Genomic DNA, 20025 nt, shown 5'->3' on the forward strand with positions numbered 1-20025 from the left:
GCTGCGCTCACATCAGGGCGCCAGCGGCAAAATCCGTCTCGCGCGGGTGGGCGACAATGAATGTCAACACGACCTAGTGCTTCGACCATTCCCCGAAACTTTAGTTGACAGTCAGACCGATCACCGCTGCGCAATCGCCGGCCTTGACCAGCCCGGGAAAGTGACGGCTGATCAGAATGCCGGACCGCTTGGCCCTGAGTTCGGTCGGGGCGACACCCGTGCGGTCGACGGGCCAGACCCGCGCCACAAGATCGCCTTTGGCAACCTCGTCGCCCAAATCGACGATTGGCTCGCACAGCCCGTCCTCCTCGGAGAAGGTGAAACAATCGCCATCGGGCATATCGAGCTGAACCGTGGGATCAATCTGCATTTCGCCTCGTAATATTCCCGCGTGGATCAGCACGTTGCGCAGCCCTTTCTTGGCGATGCCGATGGTCCTGGCCGTCGCGGTGCCGCCCCCGCCGAGTTCGGTCGTGACCAGCACCTTTCCCATCGCCTCCACAGCGGTATCATACATGCCGACATTGTCGATCTCGAAAAGCTGCACCGAGAAGGGGGCGTTGAAGGCCTGCATTGCGGCCAGACAGGCGGCCTGCTGGGTCTTGTCTTCGAGGATATGCGCCGCTGCGAAAGGCACGAAATCGAGCGTCTTTCCCCCGGAATGAAAATCCACCACCAGATCGGCCATCGGCAGCAAGCTGCGCTGAAAATAATCGGCGATCTTTTGTGTCGGCGTCCCGTCGGGGCGACCCGGAAAGGCCCGGTTCATATTGCCCATGTCGAGGGGCGAGGTGCGCCGACCTGCGCGAAAGGCCGGATAGTTGAATGCGGGCACAATGATCACCCGGCCTGTGATGTCTTCGGGTTTCAGGGTGACTGTCATCTCTTGCAGGGCGACCGGGCCTTCGTATTCGTCACCATGGTTGCCGCCGGTCAGCAGCGCGGTCGGGCCATCGCCATTCCTGATCACGGTGATCGGGATCATGATGGACCCCCATGCGCTGTCATCACAGCTGTAAGGCAGCCGCAGAAAGCCGTGGTGAATACCGTCGCGATCAAACGGTATTGTCGGCGCAATCGGGTTTTTCTTCATCGCCTAATCCTTCACGACCATTTTGCGCGGCACATCGGAGAGGCATTCATGGCCTGTCTTTGTGATGCGAATGCTTTCGGTGATTTCAAAGCCCCAGTCCTCCATCCAGAGGCCGGTCATGAAATGCATTGTCATGTTTTCCTGCAGCACCGTCTTGTCGCCCGGGCGCAGCGAAAAGGTCCGTTCGCCCCAATCGGGGGGATAGCTGACGCCGATGGGATATCCGGTGCGGTTGTCCTTCTCGATCCCGTATTTCCTGAGCACCTTGAAAAACGCATGGGCGATATCTTCGCAGAGATTGCCTTCCTTGGCCGCCTCCAGCCCTGCTTCCATGCCTTCGAGCACCGCTTTCTCCGCATCCAGGAAAGTCTGTGTCGGCTTGCCCAGAAAGACCGTGCGTGACAGCGGGCAATGGTAGCGGCGGTAGGCGCCTGCAATCTCAAAAAAGGTGCCTTCGCCGGATTTCATCGGCGCGTCATCCCATGTCAGATGCGGCGCGGCGGCATCCGAGCCGGAGGGCAGGAGCGGCACAATTGCCGGATAATCGCCACCGCCGCCGATCTCGGGGTCAAAGCGCAGGCCCGCGTCATAGATATCTGCCACCAGGTCGCATTTGCGGATGCCCGGTTCGACCTTGTCAAAGATGCGCTCATGCATGCGACCCACGATGCGCCCGGCGATGCGCATGTAGTCAAGCTCGGTCTCGGATTTCACGGCACGCTGCCAGTTGACCAGCGCTGTGGCATCGGCAAAGCGTGCGTCGGGCAGGTGGGTCTGAAGCGATGCAAAGGCCGCTGCCGAGAACCAGTAATTGTCCATCTCGACACCGATTGTGCCCTTTGCCAGCTTGCGGTCGGCCAATTGCGCCGAGAGATAATCCATCGGGTGCCGCTCTGTCGATTGGACGTATTGGTCGGGGTAGCCGATGATGTTGGCGGGATCCATGAAACAGGTTCTGAGCGCGCCATTGGCATCCTGCCCGCGCCCATACCAGATCGGTTCTCCCTCCAGCCCCAGTACCACGCATTGATGCACGTAAAAGGACCAGCCATCATAGCCCGTCAGCCAGTTCATGTTGCTGGGGTCGGAGATGATCAGCAGGTCAAGGCCGCGCTGTTGCATGGCCTGGCGTGTCTTGACGATGCGCGCGTTGAATTCATCGCGGGAGAATTGGAGTTTTGGCGTTGGCATGATTGTACCCCGTCTAGCTGCTGAAGGTGGCACCCTTGCCAGCGGCCTGAGCACGTTGGCGGGCAAGAGTGGCAATGGCGGTGTCCTGAACGCCAGTGCCGGTGAGATCGGCGATGATGATATCGGCATCGGAGCGGCGACCCGGCGCCTTGCCCGCTGTGATATCGCCCAGTTCCGGAAATCTGCGACCGGCGGGTATCACGCCCGCCTCAATGGCGGCGCGCAGCTCGCCCTTGACCGCGCATTGCGCCTGAGAGTCAGGGACGTAGAGCGTCGCCCTGGACAGACAGGCCGGCGCCAGTTCGGATTTGTGCTCCTGGTCCGAGCCCATCGCGATGATCAATTGTCCCGGTTGCAGCCAGTCCGCCATGATCAGGGGCTCCGATGACGGCGTGGTGGTCACCACGATATCTGCGGCTTTTACCGCGCCTGCGATGTCCGCCTCGGCGGTGACATCGATCCCCAGCTCGTCTGACAGGCGCGTGGCCATTGCCTTTGCCTTGGCAATGTCGCGGGCCCAGATCACCGCGCTTTTGACCTCGCGCACCAGCAGCAGCGCCTTGAGCTGCAGGGCGGACTGCACCCCCGCACCCAGGATGCAGGCGTGTGCCGCATCCTTCCGCGCAAGATGTCGGGCAGCGACGGCCCCGGCCGCCGCGGTGCGCACATCCGTGAGATAGCCATTGTCCAGAAGCAGCGCCTCAAGCATCCCGGTCCGGCTGGAGAACAGGACCATGAGCCCGGTGGTGCTGGGAAGGCCCAGTTTGGGGTTGTCGAAGAACCCCGGGCTCATCTTCATGGCAAAGCTGTCGACACCGGGGACATAGGCGGATTTGACACAGACCTCGCCGTTGTGGTCGGGGACCATCAGGGTCATGATCGGCGGCATGACAACCTTGCCCCCGGCCAATGCCGTGAAACCCTCCTCGACACAGGTCACCGCATCGTCATCCAGCGGCACCAGTTCGCGCAGTTCGGCTTCGGTCAGGATCTTGATCTCAGGCATTTTTCACCCCTGCCGCAACATCCACATCTTCGCCGGAGATGATCCGGTGATGCAGGCTCATGTCGATGTTCTGACCGGAGATCAGTGAGACACAGCGCCCCGGCTTGTCGATCTTGCCCGCCAGCAAGGCGGCGATGCCGACGCTGCCTGACCCTTCGATGACCTGGCGTTCCTGCCAATAGGCGTGGCGAATGGCGGCGGCGATTTCGGGTTCTGTGACCAGCACGATCTCATCCACCAGATCGCGGGTCATGGCAAAGGTATGGGCGTTGTCCATCCCGATGCCGCCACCCAGGGAATCCGCCAGTGTTGCGACTTCTTCCACCATCACCGGTTTCCCGGCGTTCAACGACGCGTGCATCGCCGCACCGCGTTCCATCGAGATACCGATCACACGGATCGCCGGGTTGGCCGCCTTCATCACCATGGCCACGCCCGAGATCAGCCCGCCCCCGGACAGGGGCACCAGAACACTTTGCAGGTCGGGGGCCTGTTCCAGGATCTCCAGCGCCACGGTGCCTTGCCCTGCGATGATATCGGGGTGGTCAAAGGGGGGCAGCATGACCATGCCTTCACCCACCAGCCTGTCGACCTCGACCTGCGCGTCGTCCTGGCTGCGCCCGACGATGCGCACCTCGGCGCCCTGCGCCTTGATCCCGTCCACCTTGTTCTGCGGCACCAGTCCGGACATGCAGATGATGCAGCGTACCCCGGCCTGGGCGGCGGCATAGGCAAGGCCGCGCCCGTGATTGCCGGTCGATACTCCGACAACGCCCCGGGCGCGCTGCGCCTCGCTGAGAGACAGGACCGCATTGGTGGCCCCGCGCAGTTTGAAGCTGCCGGTGATCTGTGTGTTTTCAAGCTTCAGGCGAATGTCGCCGCCTGTCGCAATGCTCAGCGTTTCCGACGCCACGGTCGGCGTCCGCCGTATCGTGCCTGCGATCCGTGCGCGCGCAGCGTAACTTGTCTGAAGTGTAATTCCAGAGCCCATCTTTCCGTCCTGTCTATGATCTACCTGGTGAACAGCGTACCGCCTGAAGGTACGTTATCCGCAATCGCAAGATGCCGCATGCAGCGCCAGATCATCGCCTGATTGGAGGTGATCACCGGCTTGCCCAGGCGGGCTTCGATTTGAGCCACACAATCCAGCGCACGCAGCGCCGTACAAGAGATAAAGACCGCATCAGAGCCCGCGTCGCAGGCGGCGACTGCGGCTTCGATGATGCTGTCCTTTGACAGCCGCGCCATGTCGCGATCATCGGACAGGCCAAGACAGGTCGCATTGATCACCTCCGGCCCGTGATCGGAGAAATAGCGCACAAGCGTATCGGTCACATCCTGCGTATAGGGTGTAAGCACGCTGATTTTCCTGACCCCCAGGGCGGCAAAGGCATCGAAGGCGGCCGAGCTGGGCGTCACGCAGGGCGTGTCGGGTTTCGCGCTGTTCATCGCCGCCGCAACCTGATCGTTTCCCAGAACCACAGAGGCCGCGGTGCACCCATAGACCAGCACGTCCAGAGGTTCATCCGGCAGGATATCTGCCGCCGCCGCCGCCAGAAGCGCACCGGTCCGCTGCAGGCTTTCATGGGTCGTCGGGTTCTCATAGGGGATGCGGTTGACGTAAACCCCGACATCCCGCCCCTGCATCAGGCGCGCGAAATCCGCTTCTGTCGTGTGGTCCGTGGCCAGCACCACCAGCCCGATCCGTTTTGCAATCGCACGGGCATCCAGCCGGGCCGCCACGGAAGACATCGAAGCCTGGCCCCTCGGCGTCACGGGACCGCTCACACAACCAGAACCGGGCATTGCGAGAGGCTTGTCACCTTGTGAGAGACACTCCCCAGCAAAAACCCTTCGATTGATCCCATGCCACGGCTGCCCATGACGATCAGGTCATTTTCGTGTTCCTGCGAAAAGCTGACGATGGTCCGTGCCGTGGGGCCGCCTTTGACGAAGGCCCTGATCTTTGTGCAGCCGCTTTCGCGCGCGATGGCGGCGCCACGCTCGGCGATTTCCTTGGCATGAGCCTTCATGATCTCGTCGACATTGTCGGGCTTTTCGGCATCGGTCACATACATGGAACCCTCCAGCACGGAATGGTGCCGGTGAAGTGTCAGAACTGTCAATTCGGCACCGCAGAGTTTTGCGAGTTCCGCGCCCTTGCGCAACGCAGATTCCGATCCGTCAGACCCGTCGAAGGCAATCAGTATTGATTTGAACATATCCGTGCTCCGTTTACTTGGCGAAGGCGACGTCGCGCAGGAACAGCGCGATTTGCGGGAAGAAGATCATCAAGACCGAGACGCTCAGCAACATGGCCACGAAAGGCGGGGTGCCGCGGATCACGTCCAGATAGGGACGTTTGAAGACCGCAACTGCCGTGAAGATATCGCATCCGAAGGGCGGGGTGGCCGAACCGATGGCGGCCTGCAATGTGATCAGCGTGCCGACAAGGATCGGATCAAGGCCCGTCTTTTCCACCACCGGGGCAAAGATCGGCACAAAGATCAGGATGACCACGATCGGATCGACAAACATGCAGCCGATGAAGAAGGCGATGGCAATGGTGAAAAGCACACCGATCTGCCCCATCTCATCCACCCCGATTGCACCCAGGATCTGTTGCGGGATCTGCGCAAAAGAGAGGACCCAGGCAAAGGCCGCCCCAGCGCCCACGAGGATAAAGACCACGGCGGTGACCATCCCGGTGGACAGGGCCACATGATACAGGTCGGTGACCTTCATCGTGCGGAAGATAAAAGTCTCAAGGACAAAGGCATAGGCCACGCTGATTGCGGCGGCTTCTGTCGGGCTGAAGATGCCGAAAAAGATGCCGCCAATGATCAGAACCGGGAACCCGAGTGGCCATAATGCGCGTCTGACCGATGTGATCCTTTCGCTCCAGCTGGCCTTTGGTTCTGTTGGCACGTTGTTAATCTTTGCATAGATCATGCTGTAGATCGAAAACATGAACAGGATCAGCAGGCCGGGGCCAAGCCCGGCGATGAACAGCTCGGGGATCGAGGCCTTGGCCACGACGCCATAGATGATCATCCCGATGCTGGGCGGGATCAGAAAGGCGATGTCGCTAGAGTTGACGATCAGGGCGAGCACGAAGGAATCCTTGTAGCCGCCTTTCAGCATCCGGGGTCTGAGGGGGGTGCCGACGGCCACAACCGTGGCCTGGGTGGAGCCCGACACGGCCCCGAACAAGGCACAGGCCGAGGCGGTGCTGACGGCCAGACCACCCCGGATGTGTCGGATGAAGGCCATTACCATGTCGATCAGCCGCCCGGCCGATTCCCCCCGCGTCATGATGTCGGCTGCGAGGATGAACATCGGCACGGCGATCAGGGAGGAAGGGCGGATGCCGCCCAGCATCTGCTGGATCATGAATTCGGTCTTGTCGATTGTGCCGAAGAGTTCGATCACGCCGATAAACGCCCCGGCGATCAGCGGAACCATCATCGGAAAGCCCAGAAGCAGAAGCACGATCATCACGGAAAACATCACGAGTGCCATTGTCAGACCTCCAATTCCAGTTCCTGCGCATCCGCCTCACGCAGGTCGGTTGCCAGGTAGATTTCAGGTTCCTGAAGATTGCGCAGAAAGGTCAGCGCGTATTGAACGCCCGTCACGAACAGGCCAATCGGCACCCATAGGTAGCTGATATAGATCGGTATCCCGAGTGCCGGATAGACCCGGCCCTTAGCCTGAAGGCTGATGATGTACTGCACCGCATACCAGGCGAGCACCAGCAACAGAACCGCCGTTACCGCGGTGATGATGATGATCAGGATTTTCCTGGCCCGCTCCGGCAGCGCATCGGAGATTGCGGACATCCGGATGTGCCGCCCATGGCGTGCCGCGTAGCCGATCCCGGCAAAGGTCACCAACAGGATGAAGATACTGTTCAGTTCTTCGGCAAAGATGATGGAATGGTTGAATACGAACCGGCTGATCACATTCGCGATGGTGTTGATTGCCATCAGGATCACACCGGCCGCCATGATGACCCGTTCGAGCGCGGCAATGCCGCCGTCGATGGCATCAATGATACCGGCCAGTCCCGCCCGTTTTTGCGTTGTATCGTTCATTGTTGCTCCCCGTTGGCAGGTGCCGCCTTGGTGGCCCGCGTCGTTCTTGCTTGTCGGGCCTGTCGGTACAGAGGTTGCGGGCCCGGACATCCGGTCTGGGCCCGCAATTGGCCGGTTTCTGGCGCGTGTTGCGCCGGGTTTGGCAAACTACTGCTGCGCGGCGGCCAGGTCTTTTTTCATTTGCTCAAGGATCTCTGCGCCGCGCTCACCGGCACGTTCCACAAATGCCGCCTCGACCGCCTTTGCGCGTTCCTTGAAGGCGGCGCGTTCTTCCTCGGTCAGCCGGACGATGGTGTAATCGGGGTTGGTTTCCTTGATCTTGGCCAGACCTTTGGCATCCAGCTCGACCGCGACATCCAGGATATAGTCATGCGCCGCCTGGGAGGCGTTCTGGACAAGCTGTTTGTCCTCATCGCTCAACCCGTCATAAAAATCGGCATTGGCCATGACCGCCGTGGTGTACTGGCCGTGGCCGGTATAGGTCATCACCTTGGTCAGATTGTCGAGCCCATAGGCCTCGATCCAGATCGCCGGGTTTTCCTGCCCGTCCACCATGTTGGTTTTCAAGGCGCCGATCAGTTCACCCCATGCCATGGCAATCGGCGATGCGCCGAAGGCGGTATAGGTTTCCAGCAGCAGCGGCGAGGTCATGGTGCGGATCTTCATCCCTTCCAGATCCTCGGGCGTGCGGAATTCTTCCATCGTTGTGACCACTTGTTCGCCCTCGGGGAAAACCGCCAGCAGCTCCAGACCCTGTTCACGATAGATGCCGTGGAACATCTCGTTGATGGCAACGCTTTCCTTGAAGAATTTGCGCACCACTTGAGGGTCGGTTGGCTGGATATAGGGCACCAGGAAGGCTTCGGCCTCCGGGATCAGGGCACCGGTGAAGCCCGGTGACTGGTCGATGAACTGAAGCAGACCGGCCTGGGCCTGTTCCATGGCATCGGCGGATTCACCAAGCGAGCCGACCGGATAGATCTGCACCGTGTGGTCGGAATTGGCTTCGATTTCTTCCTTGAATTTGGTGGCATACAATCCCTGCGGATCTGTCAGCCCTTCTTCCATGGCATAGCGCCAGTTGTCAGCATGCGCCGTGCCCGCCATCAGTGCCGCCGCCATCAGCGGCGCGCAGAGGCGCAACGTTTTCCCTGCGAATCCAGTCATACTATTCTCCCAGTTGTTTTATGTTCAGTTTGCGATATCGCATCACTTTCCGAACATTGAACTGTGAGTCAATTTATTTATTGTTGTGGGACAATTTCAGTAGGCGAACTGAGGAAGCGGCTCTCGCGGGCGCGACAGCAGGGAGGCCAGCAGTCTGAGGGCCTGCCGGAAGCGCTCCGTGTCACGAATGCTGCCCAGGGAAACGCGCACGGCGTTTCTGGGTGTGGACCTGGGCGCAAGGAACGGAGATTCCGGTGACACAGCCACATTCAGCTGCCGGGCATGGGAGCTGAAGGAGCTCGAATCCCAGTCCGGCGGCAGTTGCAACCACAGATGCAGCCCCGAGGGGTGACCCTTCCAGTTGAACCTGGAAAGCTCCTGTGATGCGATGCTGTACCGCTTGCCGATTTCCACCCGCTGCCAATCCGCCATCGCCTGCGCCGTGCCGTCCTCTACCCAGCGCGATGCCAGTTCGCAGATCAATGGGGTCGCCATCCAGCCAAAGACCATCAACCGGGCCGTCAACGCCGGTAACAGGTGGTCCGGCCCGACAACGTAACCTGCGCGCAATCCACTGACCGCGCATTTGGTGAAACTTGTCAGATAGATCGAAAGCTCGGGCGCGAATTGTGAAACCGGCGTCTGGCGATCCGTGGCGACCGGGCCGAACACATCGTTTTCAATGATGTACAGCCCGTGCTGGCGGGCAATATCCGCGATCTGTCTGCGCCGTTCGTCGGGCATCATATGCACATTCGGATTGGCCAGGGATGGCAGCAAATACAAGGCCTTGGGCGAAAATTCAGAGCAGGCTTTCGCCAGTTGATCCGGCAGGATGCCATGTTCATCGGTTTCCAGCCCAATATGGCGAAAACCGAAGTAGGCCGCGCTTGAAACCAGCAGGTGATGGGTCACCGTGTCCGACAGGATGACATCGCCGGGATGCAGGACAGCCGACAGCGCGGCCGACAGGCCATGGGTCACCCCATTTGTCATCAGAACCGATTCCGCGCGGGTTTCGAGCCCGCATGCCGCCAGCCATTTGACACCGGTCTTCCGGTGTTTTTCATGGCCGATATTGGGGCGGGTCGAAAGGTAAAGCGCCGGATCGAGGTTGGTGTGCATTGTCTGCAGGGTCGACCGCATTGCGTCGACATGCATGCGGTTGAACAATGGGCGCGATATCGACATGTCAAACAGGTTTTCCGGCTCGGATTCCAGTTTGAAGGGCTGTTCCTCGGATGTTGCTGAATCCATGACATAGCTGCCACGCCCGATCTGACCGTCGATCAGGTTCTGGCGGCGCAGGATGTCATAGGCCTTGCTGACGGTATTTACGCTCAGCTTCAGGTCGTCGGCCAGCTGCCGATGGGTTGGCAGTTTCCGTCCATGCGACAACCTTCCGTCATGGATTGCATCCGCAATGGTCTGGGCAAGGCTGACATGCAGCGGCGATTTGAGCGATTCTCGGGAGGGCAACCAATTTGTCATGCGACAATATTGTTCAATCCCCCCGCGCATACAAGCAGATCATTCGACAGCAACAGGCCCCGGCAGGGTGGATTTGGAACGCGGGGCGGAACACAGGACGCGCGCAAGGAACGCGCCCTGCGTTTCGAGATTGGCCCTGGCACTTGCTTTGTTTCAGGGCGTTCAGCGCCGGTTAACTGCCCTGTGCGAAGTTCTCGCTGAAAAAACAGCGGCTGTGCCATGCCAGATTATGATCTTAATTTCTTCGACCTGTCTCAGATGCATACCTCGAACTGGGGTGCTGTTCATTCCCCCGATGGCGGCAGCTGGAATGTGGGAACGGATACGATCTACCTCTATCCGTGGGCGATAATCGACACCGTTTCGGTCACGGATGACGACGGCAGCTTTGCCGATGATGATTTCACGCAATCGCTGACCTACGATTATTTTCCCTTTTGGGCCGGGACGAATGTTCAGAACGAATACATGCTGACGGTCGAGGATGCCCTCGGCAACCAGTATGAGCTGGCTGCCGTCACCGCCGATCACAACAATTTCTTTGTCGAATGGTTTGCCTTTGTAGGTGCCGCGCCGCCCACGGGGGAAAACCTGCTTATCGTGGGGGTTCAGGACAGTGCCAGCATGTCTTACAGCCCGGCCTGTTTTACTCCGGGCGCGATGGTTCGGACAGAGCGGGGCGAGGTTCCGGTTGAGCATTTGCGAGAAAGCGAGATGGTCTGGACGCTCGACCACGGGGCGCAGCCGCTGCGCATGGTGGCAGGTCGTCACCTGAGGTTTTCTGCCGGACCGCATCCACACAAGCCGATCCTGATCCCGGCGGGAACCATAGGCAGCGGCGGGCGGCTGGTGGTGTCGCCACAGCACCGGCTGTTGCTGCGCTGCGACCGGCGCGGAGAGGTTCTGGTGCCCGCCAAGTCGCTGCTTGCGCTGCGCGGGGTGCGTGTAATGCAGGGGAAACGGGCGGTCCAATATCTGCACCTCGCCTTTGAACGTCATGAAATCATCATGGTCGACGGCGTTCTGACGGAGAGCCTGCATGCGGGACCGATGGCACTGCGCGGTCTTGCCCCCGCCGCGCAACAAAGACTTCGGCGGATTATTGGCGCCCCCGGTGCAAGCGCGCCGGCGCGCCCTATGCTGACTGTGCGCGATGGTCGCGCACTCGCAGCGCGCCATGCCGGCAGGGGGTTGCCGACCCCTGTCCCCGTGCTCAATCGAAAGGGTGTCCGGGCCTGATGCGACACTATGTGCAGCGCTTTTCCTGTTTTCAGGCAGCATGCAATGCTGAGGGGCAAGCCGGACGGATGCGCATGACCCGGGATCGGCATGATTGCCATCAGCGCCCCGGCTAGCCCTGGAGATCCGGCGCCAGACGCGCGCTTTCGCGCCGGAGCAGCAGATCATCACCGTCATGCTCTCGGCGCGGGGATCCTTTCCGGCAAGGCCCGACAGGTTGACGATGCCGATTCAACAACGCGCTTCATTCAAGTGACGCGTCAGGGATTGCCCTTAGCACGTTGACAGTGGCACCGAATGTGGTTGCAGCGGGCAACACGCTCTCGCTGAAACGTGCAATGACCAGGCGCTGTGACGGGACCACCAGTACGACCTGGCCGAAGTTCCCGCTTGCGAAATAGGAACCCGCCGGGGCGCCCATCTTGCGTCGCTGCCGGGCGCCGTGGCTCGGCCCGTCATTCACCCAGAAGCCCGCGCCATAACCGCCGTCGGCCAAGGGCGTCGGTGTGGTCGAATAGGTCACCCAGCCGTCGGGCAGGATTCTGCGGGAACCGACGGTTCCGTTATCCAGGTAAAGCTGCCCGAACCGCGCCCAGTCCCGCGCTGTCGCATAGATGAAGGCGGCACCCATCGGCGCGCCGGCCTGATCGAATTCCATCACTGCGGAATGCATCCCAACCGGACCAAAAAGCTCGTCTTTTGCAAAGGCGGCGATGTCCCCTGGCTGGCCGCCGATGACGTCGCGAAGGATGCCCGAGAGGATGGCATAGTTACCGTCGGTGTAGGACCAGCGCGTGCCAGGCTCGGCGAATGTTGCGGATGCGGAACGTGCTGCGGTGTCAGCTGACAGGAACAGCATTTGCGAAGCGGGATCGAAGCCTGTGTTCGCAGCGCCGAAGGGCTGACCGCTGGTCTGGCGCAGGAGTTGGTCGATGGATACATTGTGCCGTGGGTCTTTGGGATCGGCCCAGAGCCTGACAGGGGCAGGGGTGTGGAGTGCGACCTTGCCGTCCCGAACCAGGATCCCGATCAGGGCGTTCACGACAGATTTGGCGACGGACCAGCTTAACATCGGTGTTTGCTCCGACATTCCCGCCGCATAGCGTTCGGACAGGATCTTGCCATCTTGCAGGATGACAATCGCTTTGACGGCCTGGTCGGTGTCTTGCATCAGGTCATCCAGTGCGCGTTCCAGCATTGGCAGGCCTGAGTGCTGAGGCGTGATTTCCGGCTGCGGATCCTGAAGGGCGGCTTCATTCGGCCGGGGCCGGGTGCTGTCGTTCAGTACCGTGCATCCGCGACCGGATGTATGGGCGGCGACAGACGCCGATCCTCCGAACAGCCGCACCTCAACCTCTTTGGCCTCCTGATCCAGCGCATACTTCAGCCCCGGCGAGACCTGTCGGAGGCCGCCGATACGCCGGATGTAGTGCTGAAAAACCTCTTCCGTGTCACGCTCGGCGACAAAGGTCTCACTGCACAGCAGATGAGCCGTCATCGATGTGGCCACCTTCGGCGCCTTGGAGCACCCCACGATCAACACAGAGGCGATCAGCACCAGGGCGGGCAGGGAAATTATGTAACGGGCGGTCTTCATGTCTTGAGAATACGAGGAATGCTCGTATTCTCAACTCGGGTTTCAAGCGGATCTGGACGTCCGCGTGAATTGAGGAATTAGCGTGCCGGATCACAGACGTAGACCAACCCAGGCCCGTTCGCAGGCGACAGTTGCCGCCATTCTTGACGCGGCCACTCGCATTTTGCGAAGGGGTGGCACACAGGCGCTGACCACGAATCGGGTGGCTGAACTGGCGGGCGTGGGCATCGGGTCTCTCTATGGCTATTTCCAGAACAAGGCCGACATCCTTGATGCATTGGCGGAAGGCATCCTCGAAGCCGACGAATTGGCGGTACATGAACTGCTCAATGCCGCTGAACCTGATATCGTTGGGCGGCTTGTCCAGCTTTTGGTGAGACGCCATCGCACCGATCGCGTCGTCCGGCGCATCGTTCTGAGCCATCATGCGGCGCGGGGGCAGCTTCCGGCACATCAGGACCGGGCAATGCAGATGATCCGCCTGGTGTCCGAGCATCCTGCGGTTCGGTCGCAGCTGAGCGGGCTTGATCCCGCCACGACCTTCGTGGCTGCCTATTCGATCCTGGGGGTGTGCCGGGCCCTGACGACTCTCGAAGCGGACGCGAGCGATGTTCAGGAGATTGAGGTGCGACTGGCGGATCAGATCAGGCTGATGTTGCAGGGAGGTGGCCAGCTTCGGCCCGCTGAAATGCAACCCCGGACGAAAGCGGAATAACCACCATTTGTCTTTATGTTGGTGCTGCCCGATCAAACCAGCACAGGACGCCCGGCTGGCACTGCGACGCGTCAGGGCTTTCACCGGATCGTGGTCGTGCTGCAGTTGTTACCACTCAATACCACACCAAATAAGCATACAATATTGTGACAATATGCCGTAAATTTGCATTACGTTTTCGCGGCATTCGCGCGCAACGTCATATTTTTCGCCGATTTTTTAAGAGCCGCAGGCAGCGCAATTGTAACAAATTTGTTCGCGAGGGTGAAAATACATACAATGTCACTTCAATTTGTCGATCCAATTCGATAGGCACAAGTCAGTAGGAGAGCGATAATCAATGCCCTGGACGACTGACATTCTGAAAAGCGGCAAGCCGCGCTATATCGCGATTGCAGATGCCATCGCCCAGAAAATAGCTGATGGAACCCTTGCGATGGGCGACCGGCTGCCGCCGCAGCGCAAGCTGGCAGAGACCTTGGGCATCGATTTTACCACCGTATCGCGTGCATATGCAGAGGCGCAGGCTCGCGGGCTGGTCGATAGCCATGTGGGGCGCGGCACCTTCATTTCCGGGCAGATCGCGCATTCCGGCCCCGATCCGATGCGGGCGCGCGATGAAGATCTGTCGATGAACATGCCGCCGGAACCGACAGACCCCGATCTGCAGGCGCGCATGAAGCAGGGTTTGGATTATGTGTCCGCCAATTTGATCGGCCTGCTGCGCTATCAATCCCCGATCGGGGCCGAAAAGGACCGTCTGGCAGCGTCAAGCTGGCTCAGCATGCGCGGCATGGTCCCGAACCTTGAACGTGTTGCGGTGACGCCGGGGGCACATGCCACCATGGCTGCGATATTTTCAATCATCGCAAAGCCCGGTGACCGCGTGTTATGCGAACAGATCACCTATCCCGGTCTGCGCAATATTGCAGGGCGTTTCGGCCTGACATTGATCGGAGTCGCGCGGGACGCGGATGGGATGTTGCCCCATGCGCTTGAGCGGGCAATCGAAGAGCACGGACCCAAGGCGCTGTACCTGAACCCGACGCTGCAGAACCCGACCACCCATACAATCCCCGAGACCCGGCGGCTTGAACTGGCCGAAGTTTTGCGCCGCCACGCGCTGACGCTGATCGAAGATGATGCCTATGGCTTCATCCCGGCCAAGGCACCGGCGCCAATTGCCCTGTCCGCACCGGAGCTGACCTGGCACATTGGCGGCCTGGCAAAGTGTATCGGTGCCGGGCTGAGACTGGCTTACACTGTGGCGCCGACCGCGAAATGCGCCTTCCGGCTGGCACAGGCCATCCGGGCGCTTGCGGTTATGCCCTCTCCCCTTTCGACGGCGCTTGTGACCCAGTGGATCGAAGATGGCACCGCCGACCGGATCCGCCGGTTCATCCGCGCGGAGAGTGCGGCGCGTCAGGCGATTGCGCGGGATGCGCTGGATGGCTTTGAATTTCAGTCGGCTGAAAATGCATTCAATATCTGGCTGGCGTTGCCCAAGGGTATGGGGCGTGCAGATATTGTCGCCCGGCTGGCGGGGAGACAGCTTGGCGTCATGCCTGCGGATGCATTTACCGTGTCAGGGGCACCGCAGGAACGCCTGCGGATCAGCCTGGGCGGATCGGTCACCCGCGAAACCCTGCGCGAGAACCTTTATTTTCTGGGAAATACGCTTAGCCCGAACGCATATATGGGCTAGGTCGCGTCACGGGCGCCGGCGTTTTTCATATCGGTCGATTGCCGCGATGACCCAGGGAATGTTTGGCATGAAGATAAAGATGCGGGTGAGCTGAAAGGCGGTGACCAGCGCCAGGTCCACGCCCAGGAACTTGGCGGTCAGGGCCATTTCCGTCACGCCGCCAGGGGCAACGCCAAGCACGAGGATTTCCCAATCCAGATCGAACAGGGCTGCCAGTCCGACGCCAACCGCCGACACGATCCCCAGCAACAATAATGTGCTGATTGCCGAGGTGACCACAAGGCGGCCACCCTTGAGAAGCAGCTCACGCCGAAAGACACTGCCCAGCCAGGTGCCAAGCACGATCTGTGCCGCAGACAGGATCAGCGGCGGAAAGGCCGTCGGTTCCAGACCTGTCGCCGCAGCCGCAGCCGAGAAGGCCAGCGGACCCAGGAAATAGGGGTTGGACAGCCGAAGCTTCTTGAACAGGAGCGCCCCGCTGATTGCCAGAAGTGCCAGAAACCCGTTTCCGATCAGATCGAAACTGCCGCCCCGGATCAGGCCGCTGCGGTCGGGCCAGCCATCGACCGAATAGATGGTGAGCGGCACCAGAATGACAACCGCCGCAATGCGCATGGTCTGCGACAGCACGATGGGGCCCGAGTCGATGTTCAGCTTTTCGGCCATCACGGCGGCTTCGACCGGGCTGGTCGGAAAGGTGGCCAGAAACGACTGCGCCAGACGCATGTTGCCCATGCGGGCTGTCAGTACCGCGACAATGCTGGCGATCACTGCGGTGATCAGCGCCGCGCCGATCAGCAGCGGCGCGAGGGCCAGAAGCGCGGTCAGGGCCGCCGGGGTAAAGGCCAGTCCGACCTGTGCGGCGATGGTCATCTGCCCGAAGGGGCGCGTTTTGACGGGAACTTTCACGGTGATCACACCGCTGATATATGCGGTTGCAGACAGTACAAGTGGCCCGATCATCCAGGGCAGCGGCACACCTAGATTTGAAAACACCCACCCCGCGCAGGTTGCCAGACCGTATAATGCCGCCAGAGCAAGAACAGTGTTCAGACGTGTTGACATGGATTGGGTCCTTTCCGGCAAAGTCGCCGTGTCGACCGGCCTGTGTCGGGCCTGTTTGTTGCTCCCGGCCTAGCGCGGCGGTAAGGCATTGCAAAGACCGCGGAGACGTTCGATGGCATCAGAAATCTGCGAAAGAATCATGATTTCAACAGGTTGTCACTTTTGATCCGAAGCCTGTCTTTTGCTTTGGGTAGGCTGACAAAAAGTTCTGCTTCACAGCGGCACCTTGCCGAGGAAATCACACACGGCGCTGTCAAATGCGGCGCTGCAATCGACGTTGACTGAATGCCCGCCTTCCAGATCGGTGATGCCGATGGAGGGATGCATGCGCGACAGCCAGTTCCGAATGGGTTGAAACTTGGTCTCCTTCACGCCGTTGATCAGCATGGCAGGCACGCGCAGTTCTTGCAGTCGGTGCTGGACGGACAGTCGCGGCAACCCTTCGCCCAGCAGAAGGGCCAAACCGTCGGGATCGGTGCCATCTGCATCCCTGGTCAGCGCAGCGCGCAGTTCGGCGGGGAAGCGGCGCGCGTGGACCGGGTGATAGGGCAGGCCGCGCAGCGCGTCGGTGCCATTGGCTTTCAGCGCGTTGATGCGTTTGGCATTCGCTTCTTTCAGCTCATCCGGCCAGTCATGCCTGAGCGCGGCATTGGCGTTGGTGAACACCAGCGCGCCACTGTGCTGCGGCAGGTCAAGCGCATAGCGCAACACAAGCCCGGCACCAAAACTCTGACCGCAAAGGTGCCACCGTTCTATCCCCAGCTCCTGCCGCAAGGCGTCCAACTGGCGCACCAGATATTCTGGTTGGGCCTCCGCGGCAGACCTGGGGCTGCCGCTGTCGCCATGCGCGGGCAGATCGACACGGATCCGGCGAAAGCTCAGCGCCAGGCGTTTGTTCGGTTCCCACAGGCGGCGGCTGACAAGCAGACCATGTACCATCAGCAGCGGGGGAAGCCCCATGTCGGGATCGGCGGAACAGGCGAGCGGCATGGATCAGGGGTTTTCCGAAGTTACCGGCACGGCGCGGCCTTCATCATCCAGGGCCACGAAGGTAAAGTTGGCTTCGGTCACCATTTCGCTTTTGTCCGACTGTCGCGGGCGCCGCCACGCGTCCACATGGATCACCATCGACGTGCGCCCGACCTTGATCAGGGAAGCATAAAGCGACACCTCGTCCCCGACCTTGACCGGGCGATGAAATATCATCGCGTCCACTGCAATTGTCGCGCTGCGCCCGCCCGAGGTCAGGGCGGCAACATTTCCGGCGGCAAGGTCCATCTGGCTCATCAGCCAGCCGCCAAAGATATCTCCGGCAGGGTTGGTATCTGCCGGCATTGCGACTGTGCGAATGGTCGGGTTGCCCTGCGGCGGCGGATCTTCGCGGCCCATCAGGTCAGGCCTCCGAGGTTGGTGCCTGTGGCGATCTCTGTGCAGATGGATTGTGTCATTCTGGGGCTCCCTTTCTGGAATCACTGGCGGTGCAATCAGGCTGTTGGCAGGACCAGCCTAACCTTAAGAAGGCTGGCCTGAACCCAACGAATTGTTTGATCACGCCCAACATCGATCTGTCTATACCTGCCCGCAAGAGACGTCCGAAGGGGCGTCGCCAATGGGAGGAGGCCTGAACAATGTCGGTTGTAACCTGTGAGATCCATGGCGCGGTGGCGCATGTGGTTATAGACAACCCACCGGTAAATGCCCTGTCGCAGCAGGTGCGGGCCGGACTGGCAGCCGCCTGTTCCGACATTGCCCGGCAAAAAGATGTGCGGGCCGTTGTTCTGTCATGCGCCGGGCGCAGTTTTGTTGCGGGCGCGGATATCCGCGAATTGGGTCAGACACCACAGGAGCCGTTTCTGCCGGATGTTCTGGCCCTGATTGAAAACGCGGCGGTGCCTTGGGTCGCGGCGGTGCATGGGACGGCCCTTGGCGGCGGGCTGGAGCTGGCGATGGCCTGTCACGGGCGGGTTGCATCGACATCTGCAAAGCTCGGGCTGCCCGAAGTGTCGCTGGGGATCATTCCCGGGTCAGGCGGGACGGTACGGCTGCCGCGTTTGGTGTCGATGGGTGATGCGGTTCAACTGGTGACAACTGGTAAGCCGGTGGCGGCGCAGGCGGCAAAAACCATGGGGCTGGTCGATCGGCTGTGTGCCGAGGATGTGGTGAAAGAGGCAGAGAGCCTTGCGCTTGAACTGGCGGGGCAGGGTGTGCCGCAACCGACACGCGCGCGCCCGCTCGTTGCAGGACCGGCGGTCGACTGGGCGGCCAGGGAAGCAGAGTTGCGCAAACGGTCACGCGGTGCTGTGGCGCCGCTTGAGGCATTGGGTGCCCTGCGGGATGCTCAGAGCCTGGGCGTCGTCGAAGCCCTGTCGGCAGAACGCGAGCGTTTCCTGCGTCTTGCCGCCTCCGAGGAGGCAGCTGCGCTGCGTCACATCTTCTTTGCGGAACGCGGTGCGGGCCAAGGCCTGAAAACCGCGCAGGCCGAACCGGCGGACCTGTCGCGTGTCGGTGTCATCGGCGGCGGTACGATGGGGGCTGGGATTGCTACGGCGCTGTTGCTGGCCGGATCACAGGTGCATCTGGTCGAACGGGATGCGTCAGCGGCCGAAACGGCGGGTGCGCGTGTTGCGGATACCATCGCGGGCAGTCTCAAACGCGGCGTGATCTCGCAGGACAAGGCGGACACGGCGCTGGCGGCACTTGGCGCCGGGCAGGATTACGCCGCGCTGGCCGGTTGCCCGCTGGTGATCGAAGCGGTGTTCGAGGATCTGGACGTGAAGCGCGAAGTATTTAACAAGCTGGACGCCGTGATGCCCGACGACGCGGTGCTGGCAACCAACACATCCTATCTGGATGTGAACCGGCTGGCCGAAACAACCCGTGACCCGTCGCGCATTCTTGGGCTGCATTTCTTCTCACCGGCTCACGTGATGAAACTGCTGGAAGTGGTACGGGGCGACGCCACCGGCGAACGCGCCCTTGCGACCGGCGCGGCCTTGGCCAAACGCCTGCGCAAAGTGCCGGTGGTGGCCGGGGTTTGCGACGGGTTCATCGGCAACCGGATCATGGCGGCCTATCGGCGTGATTGCGAATTCATGCTGGAAGAAGGCGCGCTGCCACAGCAGATTGACGCCGCGATGGAGTGCTTTGGTTTTGCGATGGGGCTGTACAAGGTCCAGGACATGAGCGGGCTCGATATTGCCTGGGCGCAACGCAAGGCCCGTGCGGCGACACGGCCCGCCGATGAACGCTATGCCCGGATCGCAGATAACCTTTGCGAAGCCGGGCGGTTGGGGCGCAAGGCCGGCAAAGGCTGGTATGATTACGCCAGCGGCGCAGCGGTGCCCGACCCCGAAGTGGAGAAAATCATCCTCGCAGAAAGCGCGCGTGCGGGCCGGACGCGCCGCGACTTTACGCCAGAAGAGATCATGCAGCGCATATTGAGCGTCATGCAGGCCGAGGGACAGGCGATCCTGAACGAGGGGATTGCAGAAAGCGCCGCGGATATCGACGTTGTGATGGTGCTGGGCTACGGCTTTCCGCGTCACAAGGGTGGGCCGATGTTTATGGCCCGTGGTTGAACGCTAGGGTCAGGACTCATAGCCAGTAGATAACGACTGCCGCGAGAGCGATGGCGGACAAAAAGACCTTTGGACATCTGT

18 protein-coding genes are annotated in these 20025 nt (G+C 60.9%); 4 read left to right on the forward strand and 14 right to left on the reverse strand.

Features of this window, described 5'->3' with window-relative positions:
- Positions 1–100: 100 nt before the first annotated feature.
- The 10 genes from doeB to ehuR form a co-directional block, all read right to left on the reverse strand.
- Positions 101–1093: a N(2)-acetyl-L-2,4-diaminobutanoate deacetylase DoeB gene (gene doeB / locus O4H53_RS26135; protein WP_269367834.1), complete on the reverse strand. Its 993-nt coding sequence runs from the start codon at positions 1091–1093 to the stop codon at positions 101–103.
- A gap of 3 nt (positions 1094–1096) precedes the next feature.
- Complete coding sequence (gene doeA, locus O4H53_RS26140) at positions 1097–2284, reverse strand: ectoine hydrolase DoeA (protein ID WP_269367835.1); 1188 nt, start codon at positions 2282–2284, stop codon at positions 1097–1099.
- A gap of 13 nt (positions 2285–2297) precedes the next feature.
- Complete coding sequence (gene eutC / locus O4H53_RS26145; RefSeq protein ID WP_269367836.1) at positions 2298–3290, reverse strand: ectoine utilization protein EutC; 993 nt, start codon at positions 3288–3290, stop codon at positions 2298–2300.
- Entirely contained in the window at positions 3283–4281 is a 999-nt protein-coding gene (gene eutB / locus O4H53_RS26150) for a hydroxyectoine utilization dehydratase EutB (protein ID WP_269367837.1), read from the reverse strand. The genes eutC and eutB overlap by 8 nt, the downstream gene beginning before the upstream one ends.
- Before the next feature lie 20 nt (positions 4282–4301).
- Positions 4302–5042 carry an ectoine utilization protein EutA gene (gene eutA / locus O4H53_RS26155; protein WP_269367838.1) on the reverse strand — a complete coding sequence of 247 codons (741 nt, stop codon included), beginning with the start codon at positions 5040–5042 and terminating at the stop codon, positions 4302–4304.
- A 32-nt stretch (positions 5043–5074) separates the two neighbouring features.
- The gene (locus O4H53_RS26160) at positions 5075–5512 is read right to left on the reverse strand and encodes a universal stress protein (protein WP_269367839.1); all 438 of its coding nucleotides are present in this window, start codon (positions 5510–5512) and stop codon (positions 5075–5077) included.
- A gap of 13 nt (positions 5513–5525) precedes the next feature.
- On the reverse strand, positions 5526–6812 hold the full coding sequence (locus tag O4H53_RS26165) for a TRAP transporter large permease (protein ID WP_269367840.1): 1287 nt from the start codon (positions 6810–6812) through the stop codon (positions 5526–5528).
- Between the two features lie 2 nt (positions 6813–6814).
- Entirely contained in the window at positions 6815–7387 is a 573-nt protein-coding gene (locus tag O4H53_RS26170; protein WP_269367841.1) for a TRAP transporter small permease, read from the reverse strand.
- A 147-nt stretch (positions 7388–7534) separates the two neighbouring features.
- Positions 7535–8554, reverse strand: a complete 1020-nt coding sequence (locus O4H53_RS26175) for a TRAP transporter substrate-binding protein (RefSeq protein ID WP_240313199.1) — start codon at positions 8552–8554, stop codon at positions 7535–7537.
- A 96-nt stretch (positions 8555–8650) separates the two neighbouring features.
- Positions 8651–10045, reverse strand: coding sequence for a MocR-like ectoine utilization transcription factor EhuR (gene ehuR, locus O4H53_RS26180; protein WP_269367842.1), 1395 nt, complete (start codon positions 10043–10045; stop codon positions 8651–8653).
- Positions 10046–10264: 219 nt separating this feature from the next.
- Between ehuR and O4H53_RS26185 the strand changes: the two genes are divergently transcribed.
- Positions 10265–11284: a Hint domain-containing protein gene (locus tag O4H53_RS26185; protein ID WP_269367843.1), complete on the forward strand. Its 1020-nt coding sequence runs from the start codon at positions 10265–10267 to the stop codon at positions 11282–11284.
- Between the two features lie 244 nt (positions 11285–11528).
- Here O4H53_RS26185 and O4H53_RS26190 read toward each other — a convergent pair whose 3' ends face one another.
- Positions 11529–12881: a serine hydrolase domain-containing protein gene (locus O4H53_RS26190; RefSeq protein ID WP_269367844.1), complete on the reverse strand. Its 1353-nt coding sequence runs from the start codon at positions 12879–12881 to the stop codon at positions 11529–11531.
- An 82-nt stretch (positions 12882–12963) separates the two neighbouring features.
- Here O4H53_RS26190 and O4H53_RS26195 point away from each other — a divergent pair, with 82 nt between their 5' ends.
- Both O4H53_RS26195 and O4H53_RS26200 read left to right on the forward strand, forming a co-directional pair.
- Positions 12964–13596 carry a TetR/AcrR family transcriptional regulator gene (locus O4H53_RS26195; RefSeq protein ID WP_269367845.1) on the forward strand — a complete coding sequence of 211 codons (633 nt, stop codon included), beginning with the start codon at positions 12964–12966 and terminating at the stop codon, positions 13594–13596.
- Between the two features lie 340 nt (positions 13597–13936).
- Complete coding sequence (locus tag O4H53_RS26200; protein WP_269367846.1) at positions 13937–15301, forward strand: aminotransferase-like domain-containing protein; 1365 nt, start codon at positions 13937–13939, stop codon at positions 15299–15301.
- 6 nt (positions 15302–15307) lie between these two features.
- On the opposite strand, the gene O4H53_RS26205 is transcribed toward O4H53_RS26200, so the two are convergent.
- From O4H53_RS26205 to O4H53_RS26215, 3 genes are all read right to left on the reverse strand, one after another.
- Positions 15308–16366: an AbrB family transcriptional regulator gene (locus O4H53_RS26205; RefSeq protein WP_269367847.1), complete on the reverse strand. Its 1059-nt coding sequence runs from the start codon at positions 16364–16366 to the stop codon at positions 15308–15310.
- Positions 16367–16579: 213 nt separating this feature from the next.
- Positions 16580–17356: an alpha/beta fold hydrolase gene (locus tag O4H53_RS26210; RefSeq protein WP_269367848.1), complete on the reverse strand. Its 777-nt coding sequence runs from the start codon at positions 17354–17356 to the stop codon at positions 16580–16582.
- Positions 17357–17359: 3 nt separating this feature from the next.
- Entirely contained in the window at positions 17360–17755 is a 396-nt protein-coding gene (locus tag O4H53_RS26215) for an acyl-CoA thioesterase (RefSeq protein ID WP_269367849.1), read from the reverse strand.
- Positions 17756–17994: 239 nt separating this feature from the next.
- Between O4H53_RS26215 and O4H53_RS26220 the strand changes: the two genes are divergently transcribed.
- Complete coding sequence (locus O4H53_RS26220) at positions 17995–19944, forward strand: 3-hydroxyacyl-CoA dehydrogenase NAD-binding domain-containing protein (RefSeq protein WP_269367850.1); 1950 nt, start codon at positions 17995–17997, stop codon at positions 19942–19944.
- Positions 19945–20025 lie beyond the last annotated feature (81 nt).

This window comes from Sulfitobacter sp. G21635-S1 (assembly GCF_027213915.1).
Taxonomy (GTDB): domain Bacteria; phylum Pseudomonadota; class Alphaproteobacteria; order Rhodobacterales; family Rhodobacteraceae; genus Sulfitobacter.